The 20,576-nt window shown below is 68.6% G+C and carries 20 protein-coding genes and 1 tRNA gene; 5 read left to right on the forward strand and 16 right to left on the reverse strand.

The features are described from left to right. Positions 1 to 106 precede the first annotated feature (106 nt). Positions 107 to 760 carry a DUF2490 domain-containing protein gene (locus tag ACEN8G_RS22790; RefSeq protein WP_413418106.1) on the reverse strand — a complete coding sequence of 218 codons (654 nt, stop codon included), beginning with the start codon at positions 758 to 760 and terminating at the stop codon, positions 107 to 109. Positions 761 to 856: 96 nt separating this feature from the next. On the opposite strand from ACEN8G_RS22790, the gene ACEN8G_RS22795 reads away from it, so the two are divergent. The 3 genes from ACEN8G_RS22795 (at position 857) to ACEN8G_RS22805 (ending at position 2,994) form a co-directional block, all read left to right on the forward strand. After that, complete coding sequence (locus ACEN8G_RS22795) at positions 857 to 1,252, forward strand: hypothetical protein (RefSeq protein WP_413418104.1); 396 nt, start codon at positions 857 to 859, stop codon at positions 1,250 to 1,252. Between the two features lie 12 nt (positions 1,253 to 1,264). Further along, positions 1,265 to 1,921, forward strand: a complete 657-nt coding sequence (fsa, locus tag ACEN8G_RS22800; protein ID WP_307116246.1) for a fructose-6-phosphate aldolase — start codon at positions 1,265 to 1,267, stop codon at positions 1,919 to 1,921. A 179-nt stretch (positions 1,922 to 2,100) separates the two neighbouring features. Further along, positions 2,101 to 2,994 carry a tyrosine recombinase XerC gene (locus ACEN8G_RS22805; protein WP_413418102.1) on the forward strand — a complete coding sequence of 298 codons (894 nt, stop codon included), beginning with the start codon at positions 2,101 to 2,103 and terminating at the stop codon, positions 2,992 to 2,994. On the opposite strand, the gene ACEN8G_RS22810 is transcribed toward ACEN8G_RS22805, so the two are convergent. The 4 genes from ACEN8G_RS22810 to ACEN8G_RS22825 all read right to left on the reverse strand — a co-directional run bounded on the left by ACEN8G_RS22810 (position 2,995) and on the right by ACEN8G_RS22825 (position 5,726). Then, on the reverse strand, positions 2,995 to 3,579 hold the full coding sequence (locus ACEN8G_RS22810) for a DedA family protein (RefSeq protein WP_413418100.1): 585 nt from the start codon (positions 3,577 to 3,579) through the stop codon (positions 2,995 to 2,997). Between the two features lie 159 nt (positions 3,580 to 3,738). Continuing rightward, complete coding sequence (gene gshB, locus ACEN8G_RS22815) at positions 3,739 to 4,695, reverse strand: glutathione synthase (RefSeq protein WP_413418098.1); 957 nt, start codon at positions 4,693 to 4,695, stop codon at positions 3,739 to 3,741. Positions 4,696 to 4,739: 44 nt separating this feature from the next. Further along, on the reverse strand, positions 4,740 to 5,120 hold the full coding sequence (locus tag ACEN8G_RS22820) for a YraN family protein (protein ID WP_413418096.1): 381 nt from the start codon (positions 5,118 to 5,120) through the stop codon (positions 4,740 to 4,742). A 6-nt stretch (positions 5,121 to 5,126) separates the two neighbouring features. Further along, positions 5,127 to 5,726: a hypothetical protein gene (locus ACEN8G_RS22825; protein WP_413418094.1), complete on the reverse strand. Its 600-nt coding sequence runs from the start codon at positions 5,724 to 5,726 to the stop codon at positions 5,127 to 5,129. Positions 5,727 to 5,890: 164 nt separating this feature from the next. Between ACEN8G_RS22825 and ACEN8G_RS22830 the strand changes: the two genes are divergently transcribed. Beyond that, positions 5,891 to 6,070 carry a hypothetical protein gene (locus ACEN8G_RS22830; RefSeq protein WP_307116241.1) on the forward strand — a complete coding sequence of 60 codons (180 nt, stop codon included), beginning with the start codon at positions 5,891 to 5,893 and terminating at the stop codon, positions 6,068 to 6,070. A 121-nt stretch (positions 6,071 to 6,191) separates the two neighbouring features. On the opposite strand, the gene rsmI is transcribed toward ACEN8G_RS22830, so the two are convergent. Beyond that, complete coding sequence (gene rsmI / locus ACEN8G_RS22835) at positions 6,192 to 7,025, reverse strand: 16S rRNA (cytidine(1402)-2'-O)-methyltransferase (protein WP_413418091.1); 834 nt, start codon at positions 7,023 to 7,025, stop codon at positions 6,192 to 6,194. A gap of 12 nt (positions 7,026 to 7,037) precedes the next feature. On the opposite strand from rsmI, the gene ACEN8G_RS22840 reads away from it, so the two are divergent. Beyond that, positions 7,038 to 8,234 (forward strand): penicillin-binding protein activator, encoded by a 1,197-nt coding sequence (locus ACEN8G_RS22840; RefSeq protein WP_413418089.1) that lies wholly within the window; start codon positions 7,038 to 7,040, stop codon positions 8,232 to 8,234. Between the two features lie 361 nt (positions 8,235 to 8,595). On the opposite strand, the gene hemW is transcribed toward ACEN8G_RS22840, so the two are convergent. The 10 genes from hemW to ACEN8G_RS22890 all read right to left on the reverse strand — a co-directional run bounded on the left by hemW (position 8,596) and on the right by ACEN8G_RS22890 (position 20,448). After that, the gene (hemW, locus tag ACEN8G_RS22845; RefSeq protein WP_413419333.1) at positions 8,596 to 9,726 is read right to left on the reverse strand and encodes a radical SAM family heme chaperone HemW; all 1,131 of its coding nucleotides are present in this window, start codon (positions 9,724 to 9,726) and stop codon (positions 8,596 to 8,598) included. A 14-nt stretch (positions 9,727 to 9,740) separates the two neighbouring features. After that, positions 9,741 to 9,814: transfer RNA gene (locus tag ACEN8G_RS22850), tRNA-Gly, on the reverse strand. 17 nt (positions 9,815 to 9,831) lie between these two features. After that, entirely contained in the window at positions 9,832 to 10,344 is a 513-nt protein-coding gene (locus ACEN8G_RS22855; RefSeq protein ID WP_413419331.1) for a Fur family transcriptional regulator, read from the reverse strand. Continuing rightward, positions 10,298 to 10,705 (reverse strand): MerC domain-containing protein, encoded by a 408-nt coding sequence (locus ACEN8G_RS22860; protein WP_413419329.1) that lies wholly within the window; start codon positions 10,703 to 10,705, stop codon positions 10,298 to 10,300. Before ACEN8G_RS22860 ends, ACEN8G_RS22855 begins: the two co-directional genes overlap by 47 nt. A gap of 78 nt (positions 10,706 to 10,783) precedes the next feature. Beyond that, entirely contained in the window at positions 10,784 to 12,967 is a 2,184-nt protein-coding gene (locus ACEN8G_RS22865) for a TonB-dependent receptor (protein WP_413419187.1), read from the reverse strand. 93 nt (positions 12,968 to 13,060) lie between these two features. Further along, a complete protein-coding gene (locus tag ACEN8G_RS22870) occupies positions 13,061 to 13,426 on the reverse strand; it encodes a hypothetical protein (protein WP_413419185.1) in 366 nt (121 codons plus the stop codon). Between the two features lie 130 nt (positions 13,427 to 13,556). Beyond that, complete coding sequence (locus ACEN8G_RS22875; protein ID WP_413419183.1) at positions 13,557 to 14,339, reverse strand: enoyl-CoA hydratase-related protein; 783 nt, start codon at positions 14,337 to 14,339, stop codon at positions 13,557 to 13,559. Between the two features lie 293 nt (positions 14,340 to 14,632). Then, a complete protein-coding gene (locus ACEN8G_RS22880) occupies positions 14,633 to 16,078 on the reverse strand; it encodes an efflux transporter outer membrane subunit (RefSeq protein WP_413417525.1) in 1,446 nt (481 codons plus the stop codon). Continuing rightward, positions 16,075 to 19,275 carry an efflux RND transporter permease subunit gene (locus tag ACEN8G_RS22885; protein ID WP_413417527.1) on the reverse strand — a complete coding sequence of 1,067 codons (3,201 nt, stop codon included), beginning with the start codon at positions 19,273 to 19,275 and terminating at the stop codon, positions 16,075 to 16,077. Before ACEN8G_RS22885 ends, ACEN8G_RS22880 begins: the two co-directional genes overlap by 4 nt. A 6-nt stretch (positions 19,276 to 19,281) precedes the next feature. Then, complete coding sequence (locus ACEN8G_RS22890; RefSeq protein WP_413417529.1) at positions 19,282 to 20,448, reverse strand: efflux RND transporter periplasmic adaptor subunit; 1,167 nt, start codon at positions 20,446 to 20,448, stop codon at positions 19,282 to 19,284. Positions 20,449 to 20,576: the final 128 nt, after the last annotated feature.

A 20,576-nucleotide genomic window follows, 5' to 3' on the forward strand; every position in this document is an offset into this window, starting at 1 on the left:
GGGCCCAGTCTCGGCGCACCTGGCTAGGCGGTCAAACCTCTCGAACGACGTGGCAACTGGGCCCCGGCCTTCGCCAGGGAACAGGTTTTGCGACGCAAATGCGCGGCTAAGGCCGCAGCGTCAGCCCGATCGTCATCGCATGGTCCATCTGGTCGCGCGCGCCGCCTCGGCCGAAGCGATACTGGTTGAGATAGCCGATCTCGCCGCGCAGCTGTCGGCCGATCGGCACGCCCAGCCCGATATTGGCGCGCACCCGCTCGATCCCGCTGCGCTGGCCCCAGCCGGTGGTGTTGAAGTTGAGGAAGGTCTCGTGCGTGGCGAACAGGCCGAGTCTGCCCCGGATCAGGTCCGTGTTGAAGCGCAGCTGCCCGCGCACCCGGTGGCCAATCTCCGGCCCCGAGCTGTTGAAGCGCTGCTCCAGCCGCACCCGGGTGGCGAAACCGGCGCCCAGCGGCACGATCACATGCTGGCGGATCCGCTCCTCATTGGGCAGCGTGCGGTCGCCGACGAAATCCTCGACATGCCGATAGCCGATCGCCAGCTCGACCTTGCCGATCTTCCAGGCGAACAGCCCGCCGATCTCGGTATGTGCCAGGCCGCGCGCGCGGTCGCCGAAGCGGGCGATGCTCTCCACCGTCGCCTCTTCATGCGCGCCGACACGCATCACGCTGCTGGCCTGGAGCCAGAGCTGGTCGTCGGTCTGCTGCGCCCATGCCGGGGTACCGGCCAGCAGCAGGGGAAGGGCAAGGAACGCGCGCATCCCGCCTAAACGCATCGTCTTCATTTCGGTGCAAGCTTTTGTTGCTGGGACAGGAACATTCATGGAACATCTGCGCGATCAAGGGGAGGAAAGGCGATGATTCTTACGGCACTGGCGATCGGCATGGCTGCGCAGGGCCGCTGCGCTGCGCTCGACACGCGCCTGCCCCGGCCGCTCGCCGGCTGGACGCGCGACGGGCGCGGGCTCGATACCGGCCATGCGGTGACGCTGCCGGCGCGCGGCGGCAAGCTCGAGACGCGGATCGCCATCCGCAAGGCGGGCACGGTCGGTATCGCGATCGACCAGGACGGCTGGATCGACGCCTGGCCCGCCACCGGCCGGCGTGCGCTGCGCATGGCGTCGGAAAGCCGCGGCCCGCGTTGCTCGACGATCCGCAAGATCCTCTATTACCGGATGCGTCCCGGCACCTATCGCGTCACGGTGAATCGGCTTAAGGGCGGTCGCGCAAAGCTCATGCTCACGCACGACTGACAAGGATTCCAGATGAAGTTCTTCGCCGACACCGCCGACACCGCCGACATCCGCGACCTGGCCGATACCGGCCTGCTCGACGGCGTCACCACCAACCCCTCGCTGATCCACAAGGCTGGCCGCGACTTCCTCGAAGTGGTCAAGGAGATCTGCGAGATCGTGCCGGGCCTGCCCGTCTCGGCCGAAGTCGTCGCGCTCGATTTCGAGGGCATGATGCGCGAGGCGGAGATCGTCCGTAAGGTCGCCGACAATGTCGCGGTCAAGGTGCCGCTGACGATCGAGGGCCTCAAGGCGTGCAAGGCGCTCACTAGCGACGGCACGATGGTCAACGTCACGCTCTGCTTCTCGGCCAACCAGGCGCTGCTCGCCGCCAAGGCCGGCGCGACCTTCATCTCGCCCTTTGTCGGCCGCCACGACGATATCGGCTATCCGGGCATGGACCTGATCGCCGACATCCGCACGATCTACGACAATTACGCCTTCGACACCGAGATCCTGGTCGCCTCGGTGCGCAACCCGATCCATGTGCTCGAGGCCGCCAAGATCGGCGCCGACGTGATGACCGCTCCGCCGGCGGTGATCCGCCAGCTGGTCAAGCACCCGCTGACCGACGCCGGCATCGCCGCGTTCATGGCCGACTGGGCCAAGACCGGCCAGAAGATCGGCTGAGTCTGATCTCCCTCTCCCCACCGGGGAGAGGGAAGGGGCCCGCCGCGAAGCGGTGGGAAGGGAGAGGGGCAGAACGAGAGGCAGGCCATGCGGTTCGCCGCACTGCCCCTCTCCCTTCCGCGCCTTCGGCGCTCCCTCCCTCTCCCCAGAGGGGAGAGGGATAGCTATGCTCCCCCGCAATGCCCGACCCCGTCCTCCCGCTCCTTTACGCGCAGCATCTCGCCCGCGACCGGCGGCGCTCGGCGCATACCGTGCGGGCGTACGGCGCCACCGCCGAGCGGCTGGTCGCCTTTCTTCAGAATCACTGGGGCGGCCCCGTCACCCGCGACGACCTCGCGAAAGCCACCGCCACCGACCTGCGCGCCTATCTCGCCCATCGCCGCGACCAGGGCCTGACCAACACCTCCGCCGCGCGCGAGCTTTCCGCCGTCCGCGGCTTCCTCAAATTCGCCGCCGGCGAGGATGCCGAGCTGCCCCGCCTCAAGGGCCCGCGCGTCAAGAAGGGCATCCCCCGCCCGATCGCTCCGCACGAAGCGGTCGCGCTCGCCGAGACCGTGTCCGAGGACGCCCGCGAGCCCTGGCTTGCCGCGCGCGACTGGGCGGTGCTGCTTCTTCTCTACGGCGCCGGCCTGCGCATCGGCGAGGCGGTGGCGCTCACCGGCGCGGTGCTGCCGCTCGGCGACGCGATGCGCGTCACCGGCAAGCGCGACAAGACGCGGATCGTCCCGCTGCTCCCCCAGGTCCGCGACGCGATCGAGGTCTATGCCCGGCAATGCCCGTACGGCATCTCCCGCGACGCCCCGCTGTTCCGCGGCGCCAAGGGCGGGCCGATGCCGCCCGGCGTGATCCGCAAGTCGGTCCGCGCCGCGCGCACCGCGCTCGGCCTGTCCGACCGCACCACCCCGCACGCGCTGCGCCACAGCTTCGCCACCCACCTGCTCGGCCGCGGCGCCGATCTGCGCGCGCTGCAGGAGCTGCTCGGCCATGCCAGCCTCAGCTCGACCCAGGTCTATACCGCAGTCGACGCCGCGCACCTGCTCGACGTCTATCGCAACGCCCATCCCCGCGCCTGATCAGCCTCGAGGCTTCCAGGTGAACACCCGCCACAGATAGATCGCGACCACCGACCCGATGATCGCGAACACCATCGGCGCGACCCAATGCTCGATATCGGCGATCGTCGCGCCCAGCGCATAGCCCAGGCCGACGAGCAGCGTGTTCCAGACCGCGCTGCCCATGGCGGTATAGCCGACGAAGCGCCAGAACGGCATGTGCATCAGGCCCGCGGGGATCGAGATGATCGTGCGCCCCACCGGCATGAAGCGGAAGATCAGCACGGTCGGCCCGCCCCATCGGTCGAAATAGGCCTTGAGCCTCTCGATCTCGGGCCAGTCGAGCGTCAGCCAGCGGCCCCAGCGGTCGATCATCGGCTTGAGGCGCTGATAGCCGAGCCGCCGGCCGATCTCCCACCAGAAGAGATTGCCCAGCACCGTGCCGGCGGTGCCGACCAGCACGAGCAGGGTGAAGTCCATCTGCCCGCGCGCGACGGCGATGCCGCCCACGCTCATGATCGCTTCGGAGGGGATCGGCGGGATCACATTCTCCAGCACCATCAGCCAGAAAATGCCCCAATAGCCCCAGGAAACCGCGTCCCACATCTACGCTGCACCGATCATTTGCTTACGCGGCTTTCCCCTGTCGGTTCCCCGGCAAAGGCCGGGGCCCAGTTGCACTGTCACTGGAGAGGCGCCAGCCCCTCGCCTGGTTCGCCGCTGCTGCACCCCGGCCTTCACCGGGGAACACGCATGGGCCAGATCTTACCCTAGTTCCGCCACGCGGCGTTCGATCGCCTGCCAGATCACCGCGCCGGTATCGGTGCCGTTGAACCGGTCGATCGCGACGATGCCGGTGGGAGAGGTGACGTTGATCTCGGTCAGCCATTCGCCGCCGATCACGTCGATGCCGACGAACAGCAGCCCGCGCTTCTTCAGCTCGGGGCCGAGCACGTCGCAGATCTCCTGCTCGCGTGGCGTCAGCTCGGTCTTGGCCGCGCTGCCGCCCACCGCCAGGTTCGATCGGATCTCGCCCTCGCCCGGGATGCGGTTGATCGCGCCGGCCACGTCGCCGTCGACCAGCACGATCCGCTTGTCGCCCGCCGCGACCGAGGGGAGGAAGGCCTGCACCATGTGCGGCTCGCGATAGGCGGTGTTGAACACTTCGATCAGCGCGGAGAGGTTGGCGCCGTCGCTGCCCACCTTGAAGATCGCCTTGCCGCCATTGCCGTGCAGCGGCTTGATCACGATCTCGCCGTGCACCGCCAGGAAGGCACGTGCCTCCTCCAGGCTGCGCGTCACCAGCGTCGGCGGCATGAACTGCGGATAGTCGAGGACGAACACCTTCTCGGGCGCGTTGCGCACCGATGCGGGGTCGTTGACCACCAAAGTCCGGTCGGCGATCCGCTCGAGCAGGTGCGTCGCGGTGATATAGCCCAGGTCGAAGGGCGGGTCCTGGCGCATCAGCACCACGTCCGCTTCCTCGCCCAGGTCGAGCTGCACCGGATCGCCGAACTTGAAATGATCGCCGGCCACACGCTGCACCGTCACCGGATGCGCCTTCGCCCATACCCGGCCGGCCGAATAGTTCAGGTCCTCGGCGGCATAGTGGAACAGCCGGTGCCCGCGCTCCTGCGCCGACAGCATCAGCGCGAAGGTCGAGTCTCCGGCGATGTTGATCGCATCGAGCGGGTCCATCTGCACGGCGACATTGAGCGACATTCGGCCTCCTTCGGGAAACGCTGTAGGTGACTTATTCGTATAAGTCACCCCATCCAGGCGTTCTCGATATGGCGAGGGAGGGTGCGGGGGGCAATGAGGATTACGTCGACCCGGATATCGTCGCCCGGCCCGGCATAGCGCGGCATCAGATATTCCGCCGCGGCGGCAACGCGGGCGAGCCGATATTCGTCGATCGCATGGTCGAGATCGGCGGCCGTGGCGCGGGTCTTTACCTCGACGAACGCCACCAGATTGCCCTTGCGCGCGACCAGGTCGACTTCGCCCGCCGGCGTCCGCACGCGCCGGTCGAGGATGCTCCACCCCTTGAGCCGCAGCCACCAGCCGGCGATCCGCTCGCCGCGCCGGCCCTCGGTCTCGGCCTTGCGCCGCTGCTCCAGTGTCCTGCGCGGGCGAGGCCGGTTCATCGCCATTCAGCCGAACTGGCGGGTATGCAGATAGACGGAGAGCCAGCGCGCATGCCTCACCCAGTGGGAGGAGAGCATCCGGAATTGCCAGGCGCCATCGTCGGGGCCGAGATGGGCATCGCACCAGATCACCTCGCGCAGTTCCCTGGTAATGTCGACAAGGTCGTCGATCGCGTCCGCCAGCATCATTGTGGCGTCCTCGATCTCGGCGAGCGGATCGACCAGGGGATAGCGGCCATAGTCCGGAAAGCGTCGGGCCGCTTCGCGGTAGAGCGCCGGGCCGTCGATCGGCGGTGGATCGAGCTCGATCTCGCCGGGAGACCTATCCGGCACGTCATGCGACGCCGCGAGCAGACGATCCAGCGCACGGCCAAGTGTTTCGTCGTCCGGCGGTGCGCCGTCCCAGACCACAGCAAGAAAGTCGCGGGCAATTTCGGCTGCCGATATTGTCATTGCGATATCGTTCCATCCTGCCCGTCGAACCGCAATGCCATTGTCCCGCCGACACCCGGGAAACGCGCCGCCGCGGCGCAGCACGCGATCGGTTCCGCGGGCGGCCGCGCAAACCGCGAATCGCCGATTTTCCGGCGCTTGCGGCAAGGTCATCACACCCCCCACCCACCACCTTAGCGGCCACGCGTTGCCGCAGCGCGGCGATCCGTTGGTCTCTTACCCCTCACGACTCGCACCTGTGGATAACTTTGGTTACCATCGCCAGACCGAGTCGCACCGAACCGGGTTCATCGGTGCTTCCGGGGGGTCTGCATCCAATGGAATCGAACGAACGCTATTATCGGCGTCGCGCCGCTCAGGAACTTGCAGCTGCCAAACGCGCCATGACGGAAGCCGCCGCGCTCCGCCGTCGCCAATTGGCCGAAACCTATCTCAAGCGCTTGGCCGAACTGACCGGCGCCGACGAGATGCGCCTGCTCGAGCAGGAATACGCATAGGCTAGCTTCGTCATCCCGACGAAAGTCGGGATCTCAGGCGAAGGCGCGATGCGGCACGAGATCCCGGCTTTCGCCGGGATGACGAATTTGGTGCCGGGGTGACGGACAAGGTACCCGTCCGCTACCCTTTCATCTCCATCGCCCGCGCATAGAGCGCCTTGCGATCGAGCCCGAGCTTCTTCGCCACTTCGCCCGCCGCCTTGCTCGCCGGCAGCCGGGTCAGCGCCTCGGCGAGCGCGGCGTCGGCATCTTCCCCGCTGGCCGGGGCCGGCGCGCCCGGCGGCGCCACCACCACGACGATCTCGCCCTTGGGCGGCGCCTCGGCATAGCGTTCCGCCAGCTGGCTGAGCGAGCCGGTCACGCATTCCTCGAACTTCTTGCTGATCTCGCGCGCCACCGCCGCCTCGCGGTCGCCCAGTCCCTCGGCCAGCGCGGTCAGGCAGGCGGAGAGCCGCGGCCCCGATTCGTACAGCACCACCGTCGCCCGCACGCCGGCGATCTCGGCGATCGATTCGGCCCGCGCCTGTTGCTTGCTCGGCAGGAAGCCGAGGAACAGGAAGCGGTCGGTCGGCAGCCCGGCCAGCGTCAGTGCCGCGATCGCCGCGCAGGGGCCGGGGATCGTCGTCACCGCATGGCCCGCCTCGCGCGCGTCGCGGACCAGCTTGAAGCCGGGATCCGAGATCAGCGGCGTCCCCGCGTCCGAGACCAGCGCGATCGCCTCGGTCGCCATCCGCGCGACCAGGCCGGGGCGCACCGCATCGGCATTATGGTCATGATAGGGAAGCATCTTGCCCTTGGCGCCGAGGTGGCGAAACAGTCCGGCTGTCACACGGCTGTCCTCAACCGCAACCAGATCGGCGTTCAGGAGTATCTGGCTGGCGCGCGGTGACAGGTCACCGAGATTGCCGATCGGGGTGGCGACGATATAGAGGCCGGGCGTGAGAACAGTGTCCATCGGGGAGAGTAAATGGCAGACGCGACCGTGAATCCGCAACGGGGCATCCTGCGCTGGGCCGCTTTGGGCCTCGCCGCGCTCCTCGCCGCCTGCGCCAGCGGGCCGCGGGTAGTCCCCGAATCGCGCCCCGCCCCGACGGTCGAGGTGCCGCGCGAGCGGCCCTCGACGCGTCCGATCACCCCGGGCCTGCCCCAGGATGTCGAGCGCCACCGCGTCGCCCTGCTCGTGCCGATGACCGGCCCGAATGCCGGCGTCGGCAAGTCGCTGGCCAATGCGACCCAGCTCGCGATCCTCGACACAAAGTCGGACGTGCTGCGCATCACCACCTATGACACCGCCGGCGGTGCCGCCAATGCCGCGCGCCAGGCGATCGCCGACGGCAACAAGCTGATCCTCGGCCCGCTCCTCGCCGAGGAAGCGCGCGAGGTCGCGCCGATCGCCCGCGCCGCGCACGTGCCGGTGCTGAGCTTCTCGAACGACACCAGCGTGGCCGGCAACGGCACCTATCTGCTTGGCTATTCGCCGGCTCAGTCGATCGAGCGCGTGGTCGATTATGCCCGTGCCCAGGGCGTCACCAACTTTGTCGGGCTGATGACCTCGGGCGTCTATGGCGAGCGCGCCTCGACCAGCTTCCTGCGCGCGGTCGAGGACCAGGGCGGCAAGGTGCTGGCGATGGAGAGCTATGACGGCCGCCCCGGCTCGATGACGACGGCGATCACCAAGCTGTCGCGCACCCCCTATCAGGCGATCCTGATCGCCGGCTCGGGGGCGAGCGGCGTCACCGCGGCGCCGATCATCCGCAAGTCGGCCGGCGGCAAGACCTCGCGCATACTCGGCACCGAGCTGTGGAACACCGATTCGGCGATCGGCGCGAATGCGGTGCTCAATGGCGCCTGGTTCGCCAGCGTGCCCGACAACTACTATCGCACCTATGCCACCAAGTACCGCACCCGTTTCGGCGCGGCGCCGTACCGGCTGTCGACGCTCGGCTATGACGCAGTGCTGCTCACCGTGCGCATCGCCCGCGAATGGCGCCCGGGCGACATCTTCCCCGAACGCCGCCTGACGGCGCCCGATGGCTTTGGCGGCCTCGACGGCGCCTTCCGCTTCGGCCGCGACGGCATCGCCGAACGCGCGCTCGAGGTGCAGGAAGTGAAGGCCGGGACGACGGTGACGATCTCCCCGGCGCCGACGGGCTTCGGGAACTAAGAACTTCTTCTCCCTCTCCCCTCCAGGGGAGAGGGCCGGGGAGAGGGGCAGTGCGTCTCGACGCGAAGGCCGGATAGGCGCGCCATAGGCGTCCTTCCCCATAACCGTCATCCCGGCGAAAGCCGGGATCTCGTGCCGCTCTTGTCCCGCCGCACGCGCCCTCGCCCGAGATCCCGGCTTTCGCCGGGATGACGGGAAGCTTGCGGAAGCCGTAGGAAAAATAGGATCGCTCTCGCGCAACATTATTGCGGGATCCGAAGCCCCAGTGGGACCCTGCTCAACCCAAGCCCCACGAAAACCCGCTTCGGGCGTGTACTTCATGTACTTTGCCAAGCCGCCGCGCCGCGCGCGGTAGGAAGCTCTAGGCCAGCACCAGCTCGCGCAGGATCGCCTCGAGCACCGGCATGCCCGCGTCGGTTACGATCAGCCGGGTGCCCGTCCGCATGACCAGCCCCTGCGTCTCCAGCAGCGCCAGTGCCTTCAGGTCGAGCGGCGCATCGGGGATGCGGGCCAGGTCGACGCCCTCGGCCAGCCGCAGCCCCATCACCAGCGCCTCGACGCCGCGGTCGTGCAGGTCGAGCGGGTCCTCGCGCTCCATGCCGTGCCCGTTGCGGCCCAGCGCGTTCAGCCAGTTCTCGGGCTTCTTGTGGCGCACCGTCGCCATCCCCCCGCGCCGGCCATGCGCGCCTGGGCCAACGCCGGCATAGTCGCTGTAGCGCCAATAGGTCAGGTTGTGCCGGCTCTCGGCGCCCGGCCGGGCATGGTTGGAGACTTCATAGGCCGGCAGCCCGGCAGCGCGCGTCATCGCCCGCGTCGCCTCGAACAGGTCGGCCGCCGCATCGGGGTCATAGGCCTTGAGCTCGCCCTTCTCGAACAGGGTGGCGAAGCGCGTGCCTGGCTCGATGGTCAGCTGGTAGAGCGAGAGATGCTCGGTGTCGAAGGAGAGGGCACGGGTGAGCTCCGCCTCCCACTCGGACAGGCCTTGGTCCGGCCGGGCATAGATCAGGTCGAAGCTGACCCGGTCGAACGCCCGCTGCGCCGTGTCGAGCGCCGCCAGCCCCTCCTCCACCCCGTGCGCCCGGCCCAGGAAGCGCAACGCGTCGTCGTCCAGCGCCTGCAGCCCCAGCGACACCCGGTTCACCCCGGCCGAGGCGATGTCGGCGAAGCGCGCCGCTTCCACCGAGGACGGGTTGGCCTCCAGCGTGATCTCTACGCCGGGCTCGAAGCCCCAATGCTGCTCCGCCGCCTCGATCACCGCGGCGACCGTCTCGGGCGGCATCAGCGAAGGCGTGCCGCCGCCGAAGAAGATCGAGCCCAGCCTGCGCCCCGGTAGTTCCGCCGCCTCATGCGCCAGGTCGGCGAGCATCGCGCTGCGCCATGCAGCCTGGTCGACGCTCTCGCGGACATGGCTGTTGAAGTCGCAATAGGGGCATTTCGACACGCAGAACGGCCAGTGCACGTACAGTGCGAGCGGAGCGGTTTTGGTGGTCATATGCCTGGAGCAGGTGGAGCGGGTAACGGGAATCGAACCCGTGTATTCAGCTTGGAAGGCTGCTGCACTACCATTGTGCTATACCCGCAAGAGCCTGATTGTTCGTCAGTTTCCTGCGTCGCTGCCGGCCTGCCCGGCAAGCCGTGGAGCAACGATGCGCTCGCCCCCTGCCACGACCTTGGGGCGGTGGTCAACCTGCTCCCGGCATCGCGCGCAGATGCCTGCCGCTTCCGCCATGTGCTTCGGCCGGCTCAGCCCGTGCCGCTCGGCCAGCGCGTCGAGTGCGTCGAAGGCCTGGGGGCAGTCGACCAGCGTCACCTCGCCACAGCTGCGGCAGAGCAGGGCGATGCTGCGCGTGCCGTCACCTGCGACATAGCCGCGGGCGATCTCGACCTTGTGGATCGCCCGGCGCTCGGCGAGCTGGCGGATGGCGCGGAAGATCAGGCTCGGCGCGGCGATCTCGCCGTCCCTGTCGAGCCGTGCCCGGATCTCGACCACCCTGAGCGGCCGCCCGGCATCCTGAAGCAGGCGAAGGATCGCCTCGTTCAGCTGCCCGGCGGCGCGCCGCTGCTCAGCCATGGCGGTGGTGGCGGTGCCGCAGCCGCCAATTGCGGACATGGCCGAACACCAGGAACAGGCTGCCCGCGATGGTCAGCGGCACTTCCTGGGGCGTCTCGGCGAAGAGCAACGCGCCTGCCGCCATCAGGGCCAGGCCGATGCCGCCGGCAAGGAGCGGCTGCCACAGCCGGTGCCGCCAGGTGCCGACCAGCAGGGCAAGCCCCGAGCTGGGCACCGCCAGCACCAGGATCCACAGATGCAGTGTCTCTGGCAGCGCGACCAGCCGCGACAGGGCGGGCAGTGCCGCCAGCAGCAACGGCAGGCCGGCGCAGTGGATGAGGCACAGGACCGAGGCGCCGACCGCCATCCGCTCGACCCAGTCGATAGCGGAAGGCGCGGCCGCCGGTTGTCCGCAGCGCATGTCTTTTACTCCAAAATACTCGCAGTCGAGGGGAGCGGCGGCGCGGTTCTCCGGCGCCGCCGCTCCCGCTTCCCGGCCTTAGAAGCCGACGCGTACCGTCGCGCGCAGGTCGCGTCCCGCCAGCGGGGCGAAGTCCTTCAGGAAGCTCGAATGGCGCCGCGCATCGACATCGAAGATGTTGTTGGCGCTGAGCAGCAGCGAGATCTTCTGGTTGCCCGGGATCGGCCGGAAGGCGATCGAGGCATTGACCAGGGTATAGTCGCTGGTCGGCGTCTCGAACGCGGCGACCCGGTCCTGCTCGAAGACATGCTCGGCCTCGACGCGGCCGGTCACCCGGTCCGACTGTGCCTCGATCCCGCCGAGCACGCGCATCGGCGGGATGCGGGGCACGGGGCCCTCGTCGACGATGTTGGCATGGACATAGTCGCCCAGCGCATCGACGTTGATCGAGGTGCCGCCGATCTTGGCGACGCGGAACGAGGCATCGGCCTCGAAGCCGTAATAGCGCGCTGCCGCCTGCTGGAACTGGAAGCAGGGCAGGTCGACGTCGCGCCCGCTCGGTGCCGCTGCCGCCTGGCAGATCGCCGGATCGACCTGGTTCTCGGAGATATAGTTGGAGAACCAGTTGTAATAGGCCGAGGCGTCGAGGCTGAAGCCTTCCTTGTGGACGTGCAGCGAGCCTTCCAGACCCCAGGACTTCTCGAGCCCGAAGTCCGGGCTGCCCAGCTCCCAGCTCTGCGTGCCGGCATGGCCGCCGCGGGCGAACAGCTCCTCGGCCGAAGGCGCGCGCTCGGTGCGCGACAGGTTCACGCCGATCCGCACCCCGTCGCCCAGCGCATAGGACAGGCCCGCCGAGCCGGAGAGCGCATTGAAGTCGCGCTTGCCCGAGAAGAAGCGCAGGTCGCCGTCGATCGGGTTGGCCTGCTGGGTGGTCATCTCGTAGCGCAGACCGCCCTCGGCCCTGAGCGCGCCGAAATCGAACTGCTGCAGGGTGAAGAGGCCGATCTGCTGGGTCGAGTTCTTCGGCAGGAAGGCCTCGTCGCCGACCACGTTGAAGTCGCGGTTGAAGAACTGCACGCCCGACGCGCCGCTCCAGCCGCCGCGATTGGCCTGGACCAGCTCGAGCCGGCCCTCGATGCCCTTGTTGTAGAAGGCGGTGCCGATCGAGCCGTCTTCCTCCAGCTCGAAGTGGCGGTAATTGGCATAGCCGGCGCGCAGCCGGATCTGCTTGAGGAAGCCGCCGCCGGTATCGACTTCGCCGCGCAGGTCGAAGCGGTTCTGGACCAGGCTCAGCCGCGGCGCCTCCTGCTCCTCGCCCGAAGCGAGCGCATAGCGGATCGGCACGCCGTAGAAGCTGTCATAATGGCTGTACGAGATGCCGAGGCTGCCGGTGTCGGTGATGATCGACGCGCCGACGCCCGCCGTCCAGGTCTTGGCGAAGCTGTTGGGCAGGGTGTTCTTCAGCGCGGCGGTGGCGGCGAAGTCGGGATCGTCCGGCGTGGTCGGACCGGCGGCCGCGGCCAGCGCCTGGGCGCGTGCCTCGGGGGTCAGCACATAGCCGCCGACATGCAGGTCGTCGCTCTTCAGGTAGGAGCCATCGGCATGGAGCACGAGCTTGTCGGTGACCGCGACGTCACCGGCGCCGCCGATCGAGCGCTCCTTCGCCGCCGAGCCATAGCTGCCGATCGCATCGAAGCGGTAGCCATTCTCCGGCACGCTGCGCGGGATGCGCGTGTCGATCACATTGACCACGCCGCCGATCGCCGAGGAGCCGTAGAGCAGCGCGGACGGGCCGCGCAGCACCTCGACGCGCTCGGCGAGCAGTGGGTTGATCACCACCGCATGGTCGACCGAGGTGTTCGACACGTCGATCGAGCCGATGCCGTCGGTCAGCACGCGGACGCGCTCGCCCTGGAAGCCGCGCAGGATCGGGCGCGAGGCGCTGGGGCCGAAAGAGGTGGCGGAAACGCCCGGCTGGCGCGCCAGCGTCTCGCCGATGCTCGGCCGCAGGTCGCGGGTCAGCTCTTCGCCCGAGACGATCGAGGTGCCGGCGAGGACATCCTTCTCGCTCTGGTTGAGCAGGCCGGTGACGACGATCTCGTCGCCATGGTTGCCGGTGGTGCTCTGCCCGTCGGCGGGCGCATCGGCAGGGGCCGCCTTGGCGGTGTCGGCGGGGGTGGCGGTGTCGGGGCCGGCGGCATGGGCGACGGCGGGGAAGGCGAGCGCGATCGTGGCGGCGCTCAGCAGAAACAGATGACGCATGAAATCTTGCTCCAGGAACCTTGGTCTTTGGGGATCAGGGACTCCACGGCGCATGGGCGCGCGGATACGCGCCTCTCTTCGCGAGCGGAGTCCTCAGGCCTGGGAGCGGAGCGGGGGTGCGCGGCTCTGCCAGCCACGGGCCGGCGGCAGCAGCGTCAGGGCGTCGAGCGACGCCGGGGTGAAGTGGAAGCTGGTCGCTTCCGGTGCGGCAAGCGCGATGGGCGTCGGCAGCAGATAGGCGCCGGCAGTCGCCATCTCGCGGCAGAGCGGGCAGTTGGCCGGCAGGTCCGCGGGAGCCTGCTTGCCCGGCGCCTGCACCTCTTCGGATGCGGTGAGCGCCAGTCCCGCCAGGCGGACCGGATCGAGATGCTGGTGCGTCTGGACGACCAGGCTCTGCCAGCAGAAGGACAGCAGCAGCGCGAGGAACAGGGCGCGTGCGCGACCGGACAGATGGTGCAACCGCCACCTTCCGCTTTCGCGCTGCCTGTTACCCAACACCAGAAGCTACCCTTTTCGTCTATCGGGGCCTGATATGTTACATTGTAACGTCAATCAAGCGCGGATACCCGCGAAGCGCAGTGGCGCCGAATTATTTCCCGGTGAAGTCCGGCTTCCGCTTCTGGAGGAAGGCCAGGCCGCCCTCCATCGAATCGGCGGTGCCGCGCGCGCTGCGCTGGTGGTTGGCTTCCATCGCCAGCGCCTCTTCCAGCGACAGCTCGAGCGCCTGGCCGATGCCGCGGCGGATCATGCCGAGCGCCTGGGTGGGGCCGGCGGCGAGCCGGGTGGCGAGCGCGAGCGCCTCATGCTCCAGCTGCTCGTCCGAGACGACGCTGTGGACCAGCCCCCAGTCGCGCGCCTTCACCGCGGGCACCTTCTCGCCAAGCATCATCATCTCGGCGGCCCGGGCGCGGCCGACCAGGCGGGGGAGCAGCCAGGTCGCGCCGCCGTCGGGGACCAGCCCGATATTGACGAAGGCCTGGAGGAAATAGCCGGTGTCGCTCGCCACGCAGAAATCGGCGGCGAGCGCGAGGCTGCAGCCGATGCCGGCGGCCGCACCGCGCACCGCACTGACCACGGGCACGCCAAGCCGGGTCACCGCGAGGATCGTCGGGTTGTAATGATCGGTCAGTGCCGCATGGGTGGCGTTACCGGGATCGGCCGAGGCAAGCGCGCCGCTCGCCACATCGGCGCCCGAGCAGAAGGCGCGGCCGGCGCCCTGGAACAGCACCGCACGGGAGTCGCCCAGATTACCGAGCGCGTCGCGGATCTCGTCGAACATCGCCGGCGGCGCGGCGTTGAGGCGATCGGGCCGGTTGAGCGTGATCACCAGCACATCGCCGGCGCGCTCGGTCAGGATCGTCTCGTAGGCCATGCTTCCACTCCCGTTTCGCTTCGCAACCGATAGCGGGGTGTGGGAAGAGGGAAAAGGGTGGGCGGAATTACCCTAGGGCAGCGGCGTTTGCAGCCAACCAGCTCCCCGGCGAAAGCCGGGGCCCAGGGTTTCTCTGCCGAATCGCCGGCGATTCGAGGTCAGAAACAATCCTCCCCCGGGGGAGGGGGACCAGCGAAGCTGGTGGAGGGGAGGTAAGCAGCCAATTCTCGGCTCGCTTACCTCCCCCTTCGTCGTGCTGCGCACGCCACCTCCCCCTTGCGGGGGAGGATGAGTTAGGGCGCGGGCGTCGTCGCCTGCGGCCCGTTCGCCGTAGCCGTCAGCAGCGAATCACCCCCGAGCGTGCGGTACAAGGTCACCAGGTTGGTCGCCTCGACCAGCCGCGTGTTCACCAGCCCGCGCTGCGCGGTGTAATAGGAGCGCTGCGCCACCAGGTTCGCCAGGAAATTGTCGATCCCGCCGCGATAGCGCGCTTCGGACAGGCGGTAATTGTCCTGGGCCGCGGTCAGGTTGGCGGTGTCGGCCTTGAGCTGGTCGTCGATCGTGCCGCGCCGGGCGAGCGCATCGGCGACTTCGCGGAAGGCAGTCTGGATCGACTTCTCATAGGTGGCGAGCGCCGCGTCACGCTGTGCCTCGCTCGCCTGCACGCCCGCACGGCCCGCGCCGGCATTGAAGATCGGATAGCTGCCGCTCGCCCCGCCCGACCAATGGAAGCCATTGCCCGAGAAGAGCCCGGTCAGCGCGTCGCTGGCGAAACCAAGCAGCCCGGTCAGCGAGATGCGCGGGAACAGCGCGGCGCGGGCCGCCCCGATCTCGGCATTGGCGGCGCGCAGCGTATATTCTGCCTGCACCACGTCCGGCCGGCGGAGCAACACGCCCGAATCGACCCCGGCGGGCAGCTCGGCAACGGTCGGTGCGGCTTCCTCGATCGCCGCGGACAGCAGGGTTGGATCGATCTCCGCGCCGACGAGCAGGCGCAGCGCATTGACGTCCTGCGCCACCGCCGTGGTCTGGGAGGCGACGTCGGACTGGGCGCTGGCCAGCGTCTGCTGCGCCTGGGCAAGGTCGGTGCGCGGGGCGATGCCGCCCTTCAGCCGCAGGTCGGTGAGCTTCACCGAGCGCTCGGCATTGGCCGCGGTGTCCTGCGCGATCTTGAGCAGGCTCGCGTCCGCCGCATGGTTGAGCCAGGCCGAGGCGATGTCGCCGATCAGCGTCAGCCGCGTGGCGCGCGCTGCCGCTTCGGTCGCGAACCAGCGGTCCTGCTCGGCGCGGGTGAGCGAGGCGACGCGGCCGAACAGGTCGAGCTCGAACGCCGGGATGCTGAGATCGCCCGAGAAGCTGGTGCGCGTCCCGTTGCTGCCCGCGGTCGCCACGCCGGTGCTGCTGCCGCGCGAGACGGTCGCGCCGGCACCGGCGTCGAGCTCGGGCAGCCGGTCGGCGCGCTGGATGCGATACTGGGCGCGTGCCGCGGCGATATTGGCCGCGGCGATGCGCAGGTCGCGATTGTTGGCCAGCGCAGTCTCGATCAGCTTCTGCAGCCGGGGATCGCGGAAGATCTCCTGATAGGTCACCGTCGGCAGCGCAGCTTCGTTCGCCTTCAGATAGGCGTCGCCCACCGGCCAGCTCGGCGGCACCGGCGCCGCCGGCATCTCCAGCTTCGGATCCATCGAGCAGCCGGCCAGCACGCTGCCCAGCATCAGGGTAAGGACTGCGCGCTTCATGCCTGCGCCTCCGGCTTGTTGCGGCCCATCCGCTCGCGCACCGCCTTGAGCGAATCGCGCACGCCGCGACGGACGAGCACGAAGAACAGCGGGATGTAGAAGATGGCGAGGATCAGGGCGGTCAGCATGCCGCCGATCACGGCGGTGCCGATCGCGATGCGGCTGTTGGCGCCGGCACCGGTCGAGATCGCCAGCGGCAGCACGCCGAAGATGAAGGCGAGGCTGGTCATCACGATCGGGCGGAAGCGGATGCGCGCGGCTTCGAGCGCGGCGTCGATCACCCGCTTGCCTTCCTTCTCGGCGCGCTCGGCGAACTCGATCATCAGGATCGCGTTCTTCACTGCCAGGCCCATCGTCGTGAGCAGGCCGATCTGCAGGTACACGTCGTTCTGCAGCCCGCGCAGGCTCACTGCGAACACCGCGCCGATCAGGCCGAGGGGCACGACGAGCATCGCGGCGACCGGGATCGACCAGCTCTCATAGAGCGCGGCGAGGCATAGGAACACGATCAGCAGCGACACGCCGTACAGCAGGGGTGCCTGCCCGCCCGCCAGCCGCTCCTGGTAGGACAGGCCGGCCCAGGAGACGCTGGTGCCCGGGATCTGCGCGGCGAGCTCCTCCATCCGCCTCATCGCGTCGCCCGAGCTCTTGCCCGGTGCCGGCTGGCCCTGGAATTCGAAGGCCGAGATGCCCTGGAAGCGCGAGACGGTGGTCGGCGCGGTCGACCAGCCGATCGTCGCGAAGGACGAGAAGGGAGTCATCTTGCCGTCGCTGCCGCGCACGAACCAGTCGCTGAGGTTCTGCGGTTCGGCGCGATAGGGCGCATCGCCCTGGACATAGACGCGCTTCACCCGGCCGCGATCGATGAAGTCGTTGACGTAGCGGCCGCCCCAGGCGGTCGACAGCGTGTTGTTGACGTCGGCCTGGGTGAGGCCGAGCGCCGCCAGCTTCTCCTGGTCGATCTGGATGTTGAGCGTCGAGACGTCGGGCAGGTCCGACAGGCGCACCGCCTGCAGGTCCGGATCGGCATTGGCCGCGGCGAGCAGCTTGTCGCGGGCGGCGACGAAGTCGTCGCGTGACATGCCACTGGCATTCTGCAGCTCGAGCGTGAAGCCGTTCGACTGGCCGAGGCCGCGGATCGCGGGTGGCACAAGCGCGAAGACCTGGGCGTCGCGGAAGTTGCGGAAGGTGCCCGCCGCGCGCTGGACGATCGCGTCGGCACCGTTCTCCTTGCCCGGGCGGTCGTCCCAGGGGACGAAGTTGACGAAGCCCTGGCCGGTATTCTGGCCGCTCGCGCCGCCGCCGCCGCCGCCGCCGGTCACGGTGAACAGCGTCTTGACGTTCTTGCCCTCCGGCCCGGTCAGATACTTCTCGACCGCCAGCTGCACCTCCTGGGTGCGCGCCTGGGTCGCGCCGGCCGGCAGGCGGAACTGGACGCTGGCCGCGCCCTGGTCCTCGGTCGGCAGGAAGCCCGTGGGCAGGCGGTAGAACATCAGCACCAGCACCGCGCAGACCAGCAGGTAGATCAGCAGGAAGATCCACTTGCGATCGACGACGTACGAGATCGTCCGCGTGTAGCGGTCGATCGTCCACTCGAAGCCCTGGTTGAACTTCTCGGTACCCTTGCGGAAGCCGTTGCCGATGAACGGCACGCGGCGCGAGAACCAGCCGCTGCCCGGCTTGGCCATGTCCTGCTTGCGCTTGAGCACGGTGGCGGTGAGCGCCGGGCTGAGGATCAGCGCGACCAGCACCGACAGGATCATCGCCGAGACGATGGTGACCGAGAACTGGCGGTAGATCACGCCGGTCGATCCGCCGAAGAACGCCATCGGCAGGAACACCGCCGACAGCACCAGCGCGATCGCCACCAGCGCGATCTGGATCTGGTCCATCGACTTGATCGTCGCCTCGCGCGGGGTGAGCTCGGGATCCTCCTCCATCAGCCGCTCGACATTCTCGACCACGACGATCGCGTCGTCGACGAGCAGGCCGATCACCAGCACCAGGCCGAACAAGGTCAGCGTGTTGATCGAATAGCCGAGCGCATAGAACACCGCGAAGGTGCCGAGCAGCACCACCGGCACCGCGATCATCGGCACCAGGGTCGCGCGCCAGCTCTGCAGGAACACGAACATCACGATGACGACGAGGATGATCGCCTCGACCAGCGTCTTCACCACTTCCTCGATCGAGAGCTTGATGAATTCGGTGGTGTCGTTGGCGTAGGCGTAGTTCAGGCCCTCGGGGAATTCCTTGGCCGCTTCCGCCACCGTCGCCTTGACCAGGTCCGCGGTCTTCAGCGCGTCGGCGCCCGGCGAGGTGCTGATCGCGATGCCCGAGCCGGGATGGCCGTTGACGCGGCTGACCGCGTTGTAGTTCTCCGCGCCCAGCTCGATCCGGGCGACGTCCTTCAGCAGGACGTGCGCACCGTTGGTCTGGGTCTTGAGGATGATCTTGGCGAACTGCTCCGGCGTCTGCAGCCGCGACTGGGCGGTCACCGTCGCGTTGAGCATCTGCGTGTTCGGCTGCGGCTGGCCGCCGATCTCGCCCGCCGCGATCTCGGTATTCTGGTTGGTGATTGCCGTCACCACGTCGCTCGGCATAAGGCCGAAGCTCGCTAGGCTCGCCGGGTTGAGCCAGATGCGCATCGCATAGGGCGAGCCGAACACGTTGACGTCGCCCACGCCCGGCAGGCGCGACAGCGTGTCCTGCAGGTTGGACGAGAGCCAGTCGGAGACGTCGCGGTTGGTGCGCTTGTCGGTCTCGTCATAGACGCCGACGAGCAGCAGCGTGTCGGGGTTCGACTTGGTGACGCGCACGCCCTGCTGCTGCACCTGGTTGGGCAGGCGGGACAGCGCCTGCTGCACCTGGTTCTGCACCTGGACCTGGGCGATGTCGGGATCGGTGCCCTTGTCGAAGGTCGCGCTGATCGTCACCTGCCCGCGCGAGGTCGAGGAGGAGCTGAAATAGAGCAGCCCGTCGATGCCGGTCAGGTTCTGCTCGATGATCTGCGTCACCGAATTCTGCACCGTCTCCGCCGACGCGCCGGGATAGGTGGCGCGGATGTTGACCTGGGGCGGGGCGATGTCCGGATATTGCGCGATGGGCAGCGAGAATACCGCGCCCAGGCCCATCAGCATGGTGATGATCGCGATCACCCAGGCGAAGATCGGGCGATCGATGAATACGCGGGACATAGTGGCTTAGCCGCCCTTCGACTTGGATGCGCCGGTGCCCTGGCCCTTGCGGGGCGCCTCGATCTTCTGCGGCGTGTCGGCCGGGACCGGGCGGATATCGGCATTGGGCTTCAGGTTCGCGATGCCCTGGGTGATCACCTTGTCGCCGGGGTTGAGCCCCTTGGTGATGACCCAGAAGGCGCCCTGGGTGCGGTCCGCGGTCACGTTGCGGCGCTCGGCCTTGTTGTTGGCGCCGACCACCCAGAGCTGGGCGTCGCCCCTGCCGTCGCGCGACACCGCCTGCTGCGGCACCAGGAAGGCGCGAGTGTCGATCGCCTGGGTGAAGACCGCGCGGACGAACATGCCCGGCAGCAACAGCCCGTCGGGATTGGCGAAGCGGGCGCGCAGCGTCACCGTGCCGGTGCTCTGATCGACGACCACTTCGGAGAATTCGACGGTGCCGGTCGTGCCATACTCGCTGCCGTCCTCCAGCTTGACGCGCACGCTGGCGCTGCCCGGGACGACGCCCTGCTGGGCGAGCGCACGGCGCAGCGCGAGCAGCTCGGTGCTCGATTGCTGGATGTCGACGAAGATCGGGTCGAGCCGCTGGATCACCGCCAGCGGGTCGGCCTGGTTGTTGGTGACCAGCGCGCCTTCGGTGAACAGCGATCGGCCGATGCGGCCGGTGATCGGCGCCGGCACCCGGGTGAAGTTCAGGTTGATCTTCGCGGTCTGCAGCTGCGCGCCGCTCTGGGCGATCTGCGCATTGGCCTGGCGGGCCGCGGCGACGGCGTCGGTATAGTCCTGCTTCGACACCGCCTCGGCCTCGGCCAGCGGCTTGTAGCGATCGGCCTTGATCCGCGCCGCCTCGGCATTGGCGCGGGCATTCTGCAGGCTTGCCGACGCCTCGGCGACGCTCGCCGCATAGAGGCTCGGGTCGATCTGGTAGAGCGTCTGGCCCTGGCGGACGATCGATCCCTCCGCGAAGAAGCGCTTGCGGATGATGCCGGCCACCTGCGGGCGGATCTCGGCGACCTGATAGGGATTCACCCGGCCGGTCAGCTCCGCGACCACCGGTACCTCGCCCGGCTGCACCACCACGAAGCCCACTTGCGGCGGCCCGCCGGCGCCCTTTTTCTGTGCGGTCTGGCTGCCGCTCCCGCAGGAAGCGAGAATCAGCGTGGCGGAAAGCAATGCGAAGGCAGGAAGGCGGGAGCCGCCAGGGGTGATTCGGTGCAAGTGTTCAACCCGGATCAAGGCGCCGACTCGGGCGCGGTTCTGTGCGGAAACGCTCTTGAGCAGCGGCCTGTGCAGGCGCAACA

Origin of the sequence: Sphingomonas sp. Sphisp66 (assembly GCF_047324325.1) — a bacterium.
In the GTDB taxonomy this organism is placed as follows: domain Bacteria; phylum Pseudomonadota; class Alphaproteobacteria; order Sphingomonadales; family Sphingomonadaceae; genus Sphingomonas.

Excerpts from the sequence above, each read along its gene's own strand:
- ACEN8G_RS22880 (WP_413417525.1), bottom strand. The coding sequence starts at position 16,078 with ATGAAGCGCGCAGTCCTTACCCTGATGCTGGGCAGCGTGCTGGCCGGC.
- ACEN8G_RS22805 (WP_413418102.1), top strand. The coding sequence starts at position 2,101 with ATGCCCGACCCCGTCCTCCCGCTCCTTTACGCGCAGCATCTCGCCCGC.
- ACEN8G_RS22865 (WP_413419187.1), bottom strand. The coding sequence starts at position 12,967 with ATGCGTCATCTGTTTCTGCTGAGCGCCGCCACGATCGCGCTCGCCTTC.
- ACEN8G_RS22860 (WP_413419329.1), bottom strand. The coding sequence starts at position 10,705 with ATGCGCTGCGGACAACCGGCGGCCGCGCCTTCCGCTATCGACTGGGTC.
- ACEN8G_RS22855 (WP_413419331.1), bottom strand. The coding sequence starts at position 10,344 with ATGTCCGCAATTGGCGGCTGCGGCACCGCCACCACCGCCATGGCTGAG.
- ACEN8G_RS22830 (WP_307116241.1), top strand. The coding sequence starts at position 5,891 with ATGGAATCGAACGAACGCTATTATCGGCGTCGCGCCGCTCAGGAACTT.
- ACEN8G_RS22795 (WP_413418104.1), top strand. The coding sequence starts at position 857 with ATGATTCTTACGGCACTGGCGATCGGCATGGCTGCGCAGGGCCGCTGC.
- fsa (WP_307116246.1), top strand. The coding sequence starts at position 1,265 with ATGAAGTTCTTCGCCGACACCGCCGACACCGCCGACATCCGCGACCTG.
- ACEN8G_RS22875 (WP_413419183.1), bottom strand. The coding sequence starts at position 14,339 with ATGGCCTACGAGACGATCCTGACCGAGCGCGCCGGCGATGTGCTGGTG.
- hemW (WP_413419333.1), bottom strand. The coding sequence starts at position 9,726 with ATGACCACCAAAACCGCTCCGCTCGCACTGTACGTGCACTGGCCGTTC.
- ACEN8G_RS22825 (WP_413418094.1), bottom strand. The coding sequence starts at position 5,726 with ATGACCTTGCCGCAAGCGCCGGAAAATCGGCGATTCGCGGTTTGCGCG.
- rsmI (WP_413418091.1), bottom strand. The coding sequence starts at position 7,025 with ATGGACACTGTTCTCACGCCCGGCCTCTATATCGTCGCCACCCCGATC.
- ACEN8G_RS22840 (WP_413418089.1), top strand. The coding sequence starts at position 7,038 with ATGGCAGACGCGACCGTGAATCCGCAACGGGGCATCCTGCGCTGGGCC.
- ACEN8G_RS22820 (WP_413418096.1), bottom strand. The coding sequence starts at position 5,120 with ATGAACCGGCCTCGCCCGCGCAGGACACTGGAGCAGCGGCGCAAGGCC.
- ACEN8G_RS22790 (WP_413418106.1), bottom strand. The coding sequence starts at position 760 with ATGCGCGCGTTCCTTGCCCTTCCCCTGCTGCTGGCCGGTACCCCGGCA.
- gshB (WP_413418098.1), bottom strand. The coding sequence starts at position 4,695 with ATGTCGCTCAATGTCGCCGTGCAGATGGACCCGCTCGATGCGATCAAC.
- ACEN8G_RS22810 (WP_413418100.1), bottom strand. The coding sequence starts at position 3,579 with ATGTGGGACGCGGTTTCCTGGGGCTATTGGGGCATTTTCTGGCTGATG.
- ACEN8G_RS22885 (WP_413417527.1), bottom strand. The coding sequence starts at position 19,275 with ATGTCCCGCGTATTCATCGATCGCCCGATCTTCGCCTGGGTGATCGCG.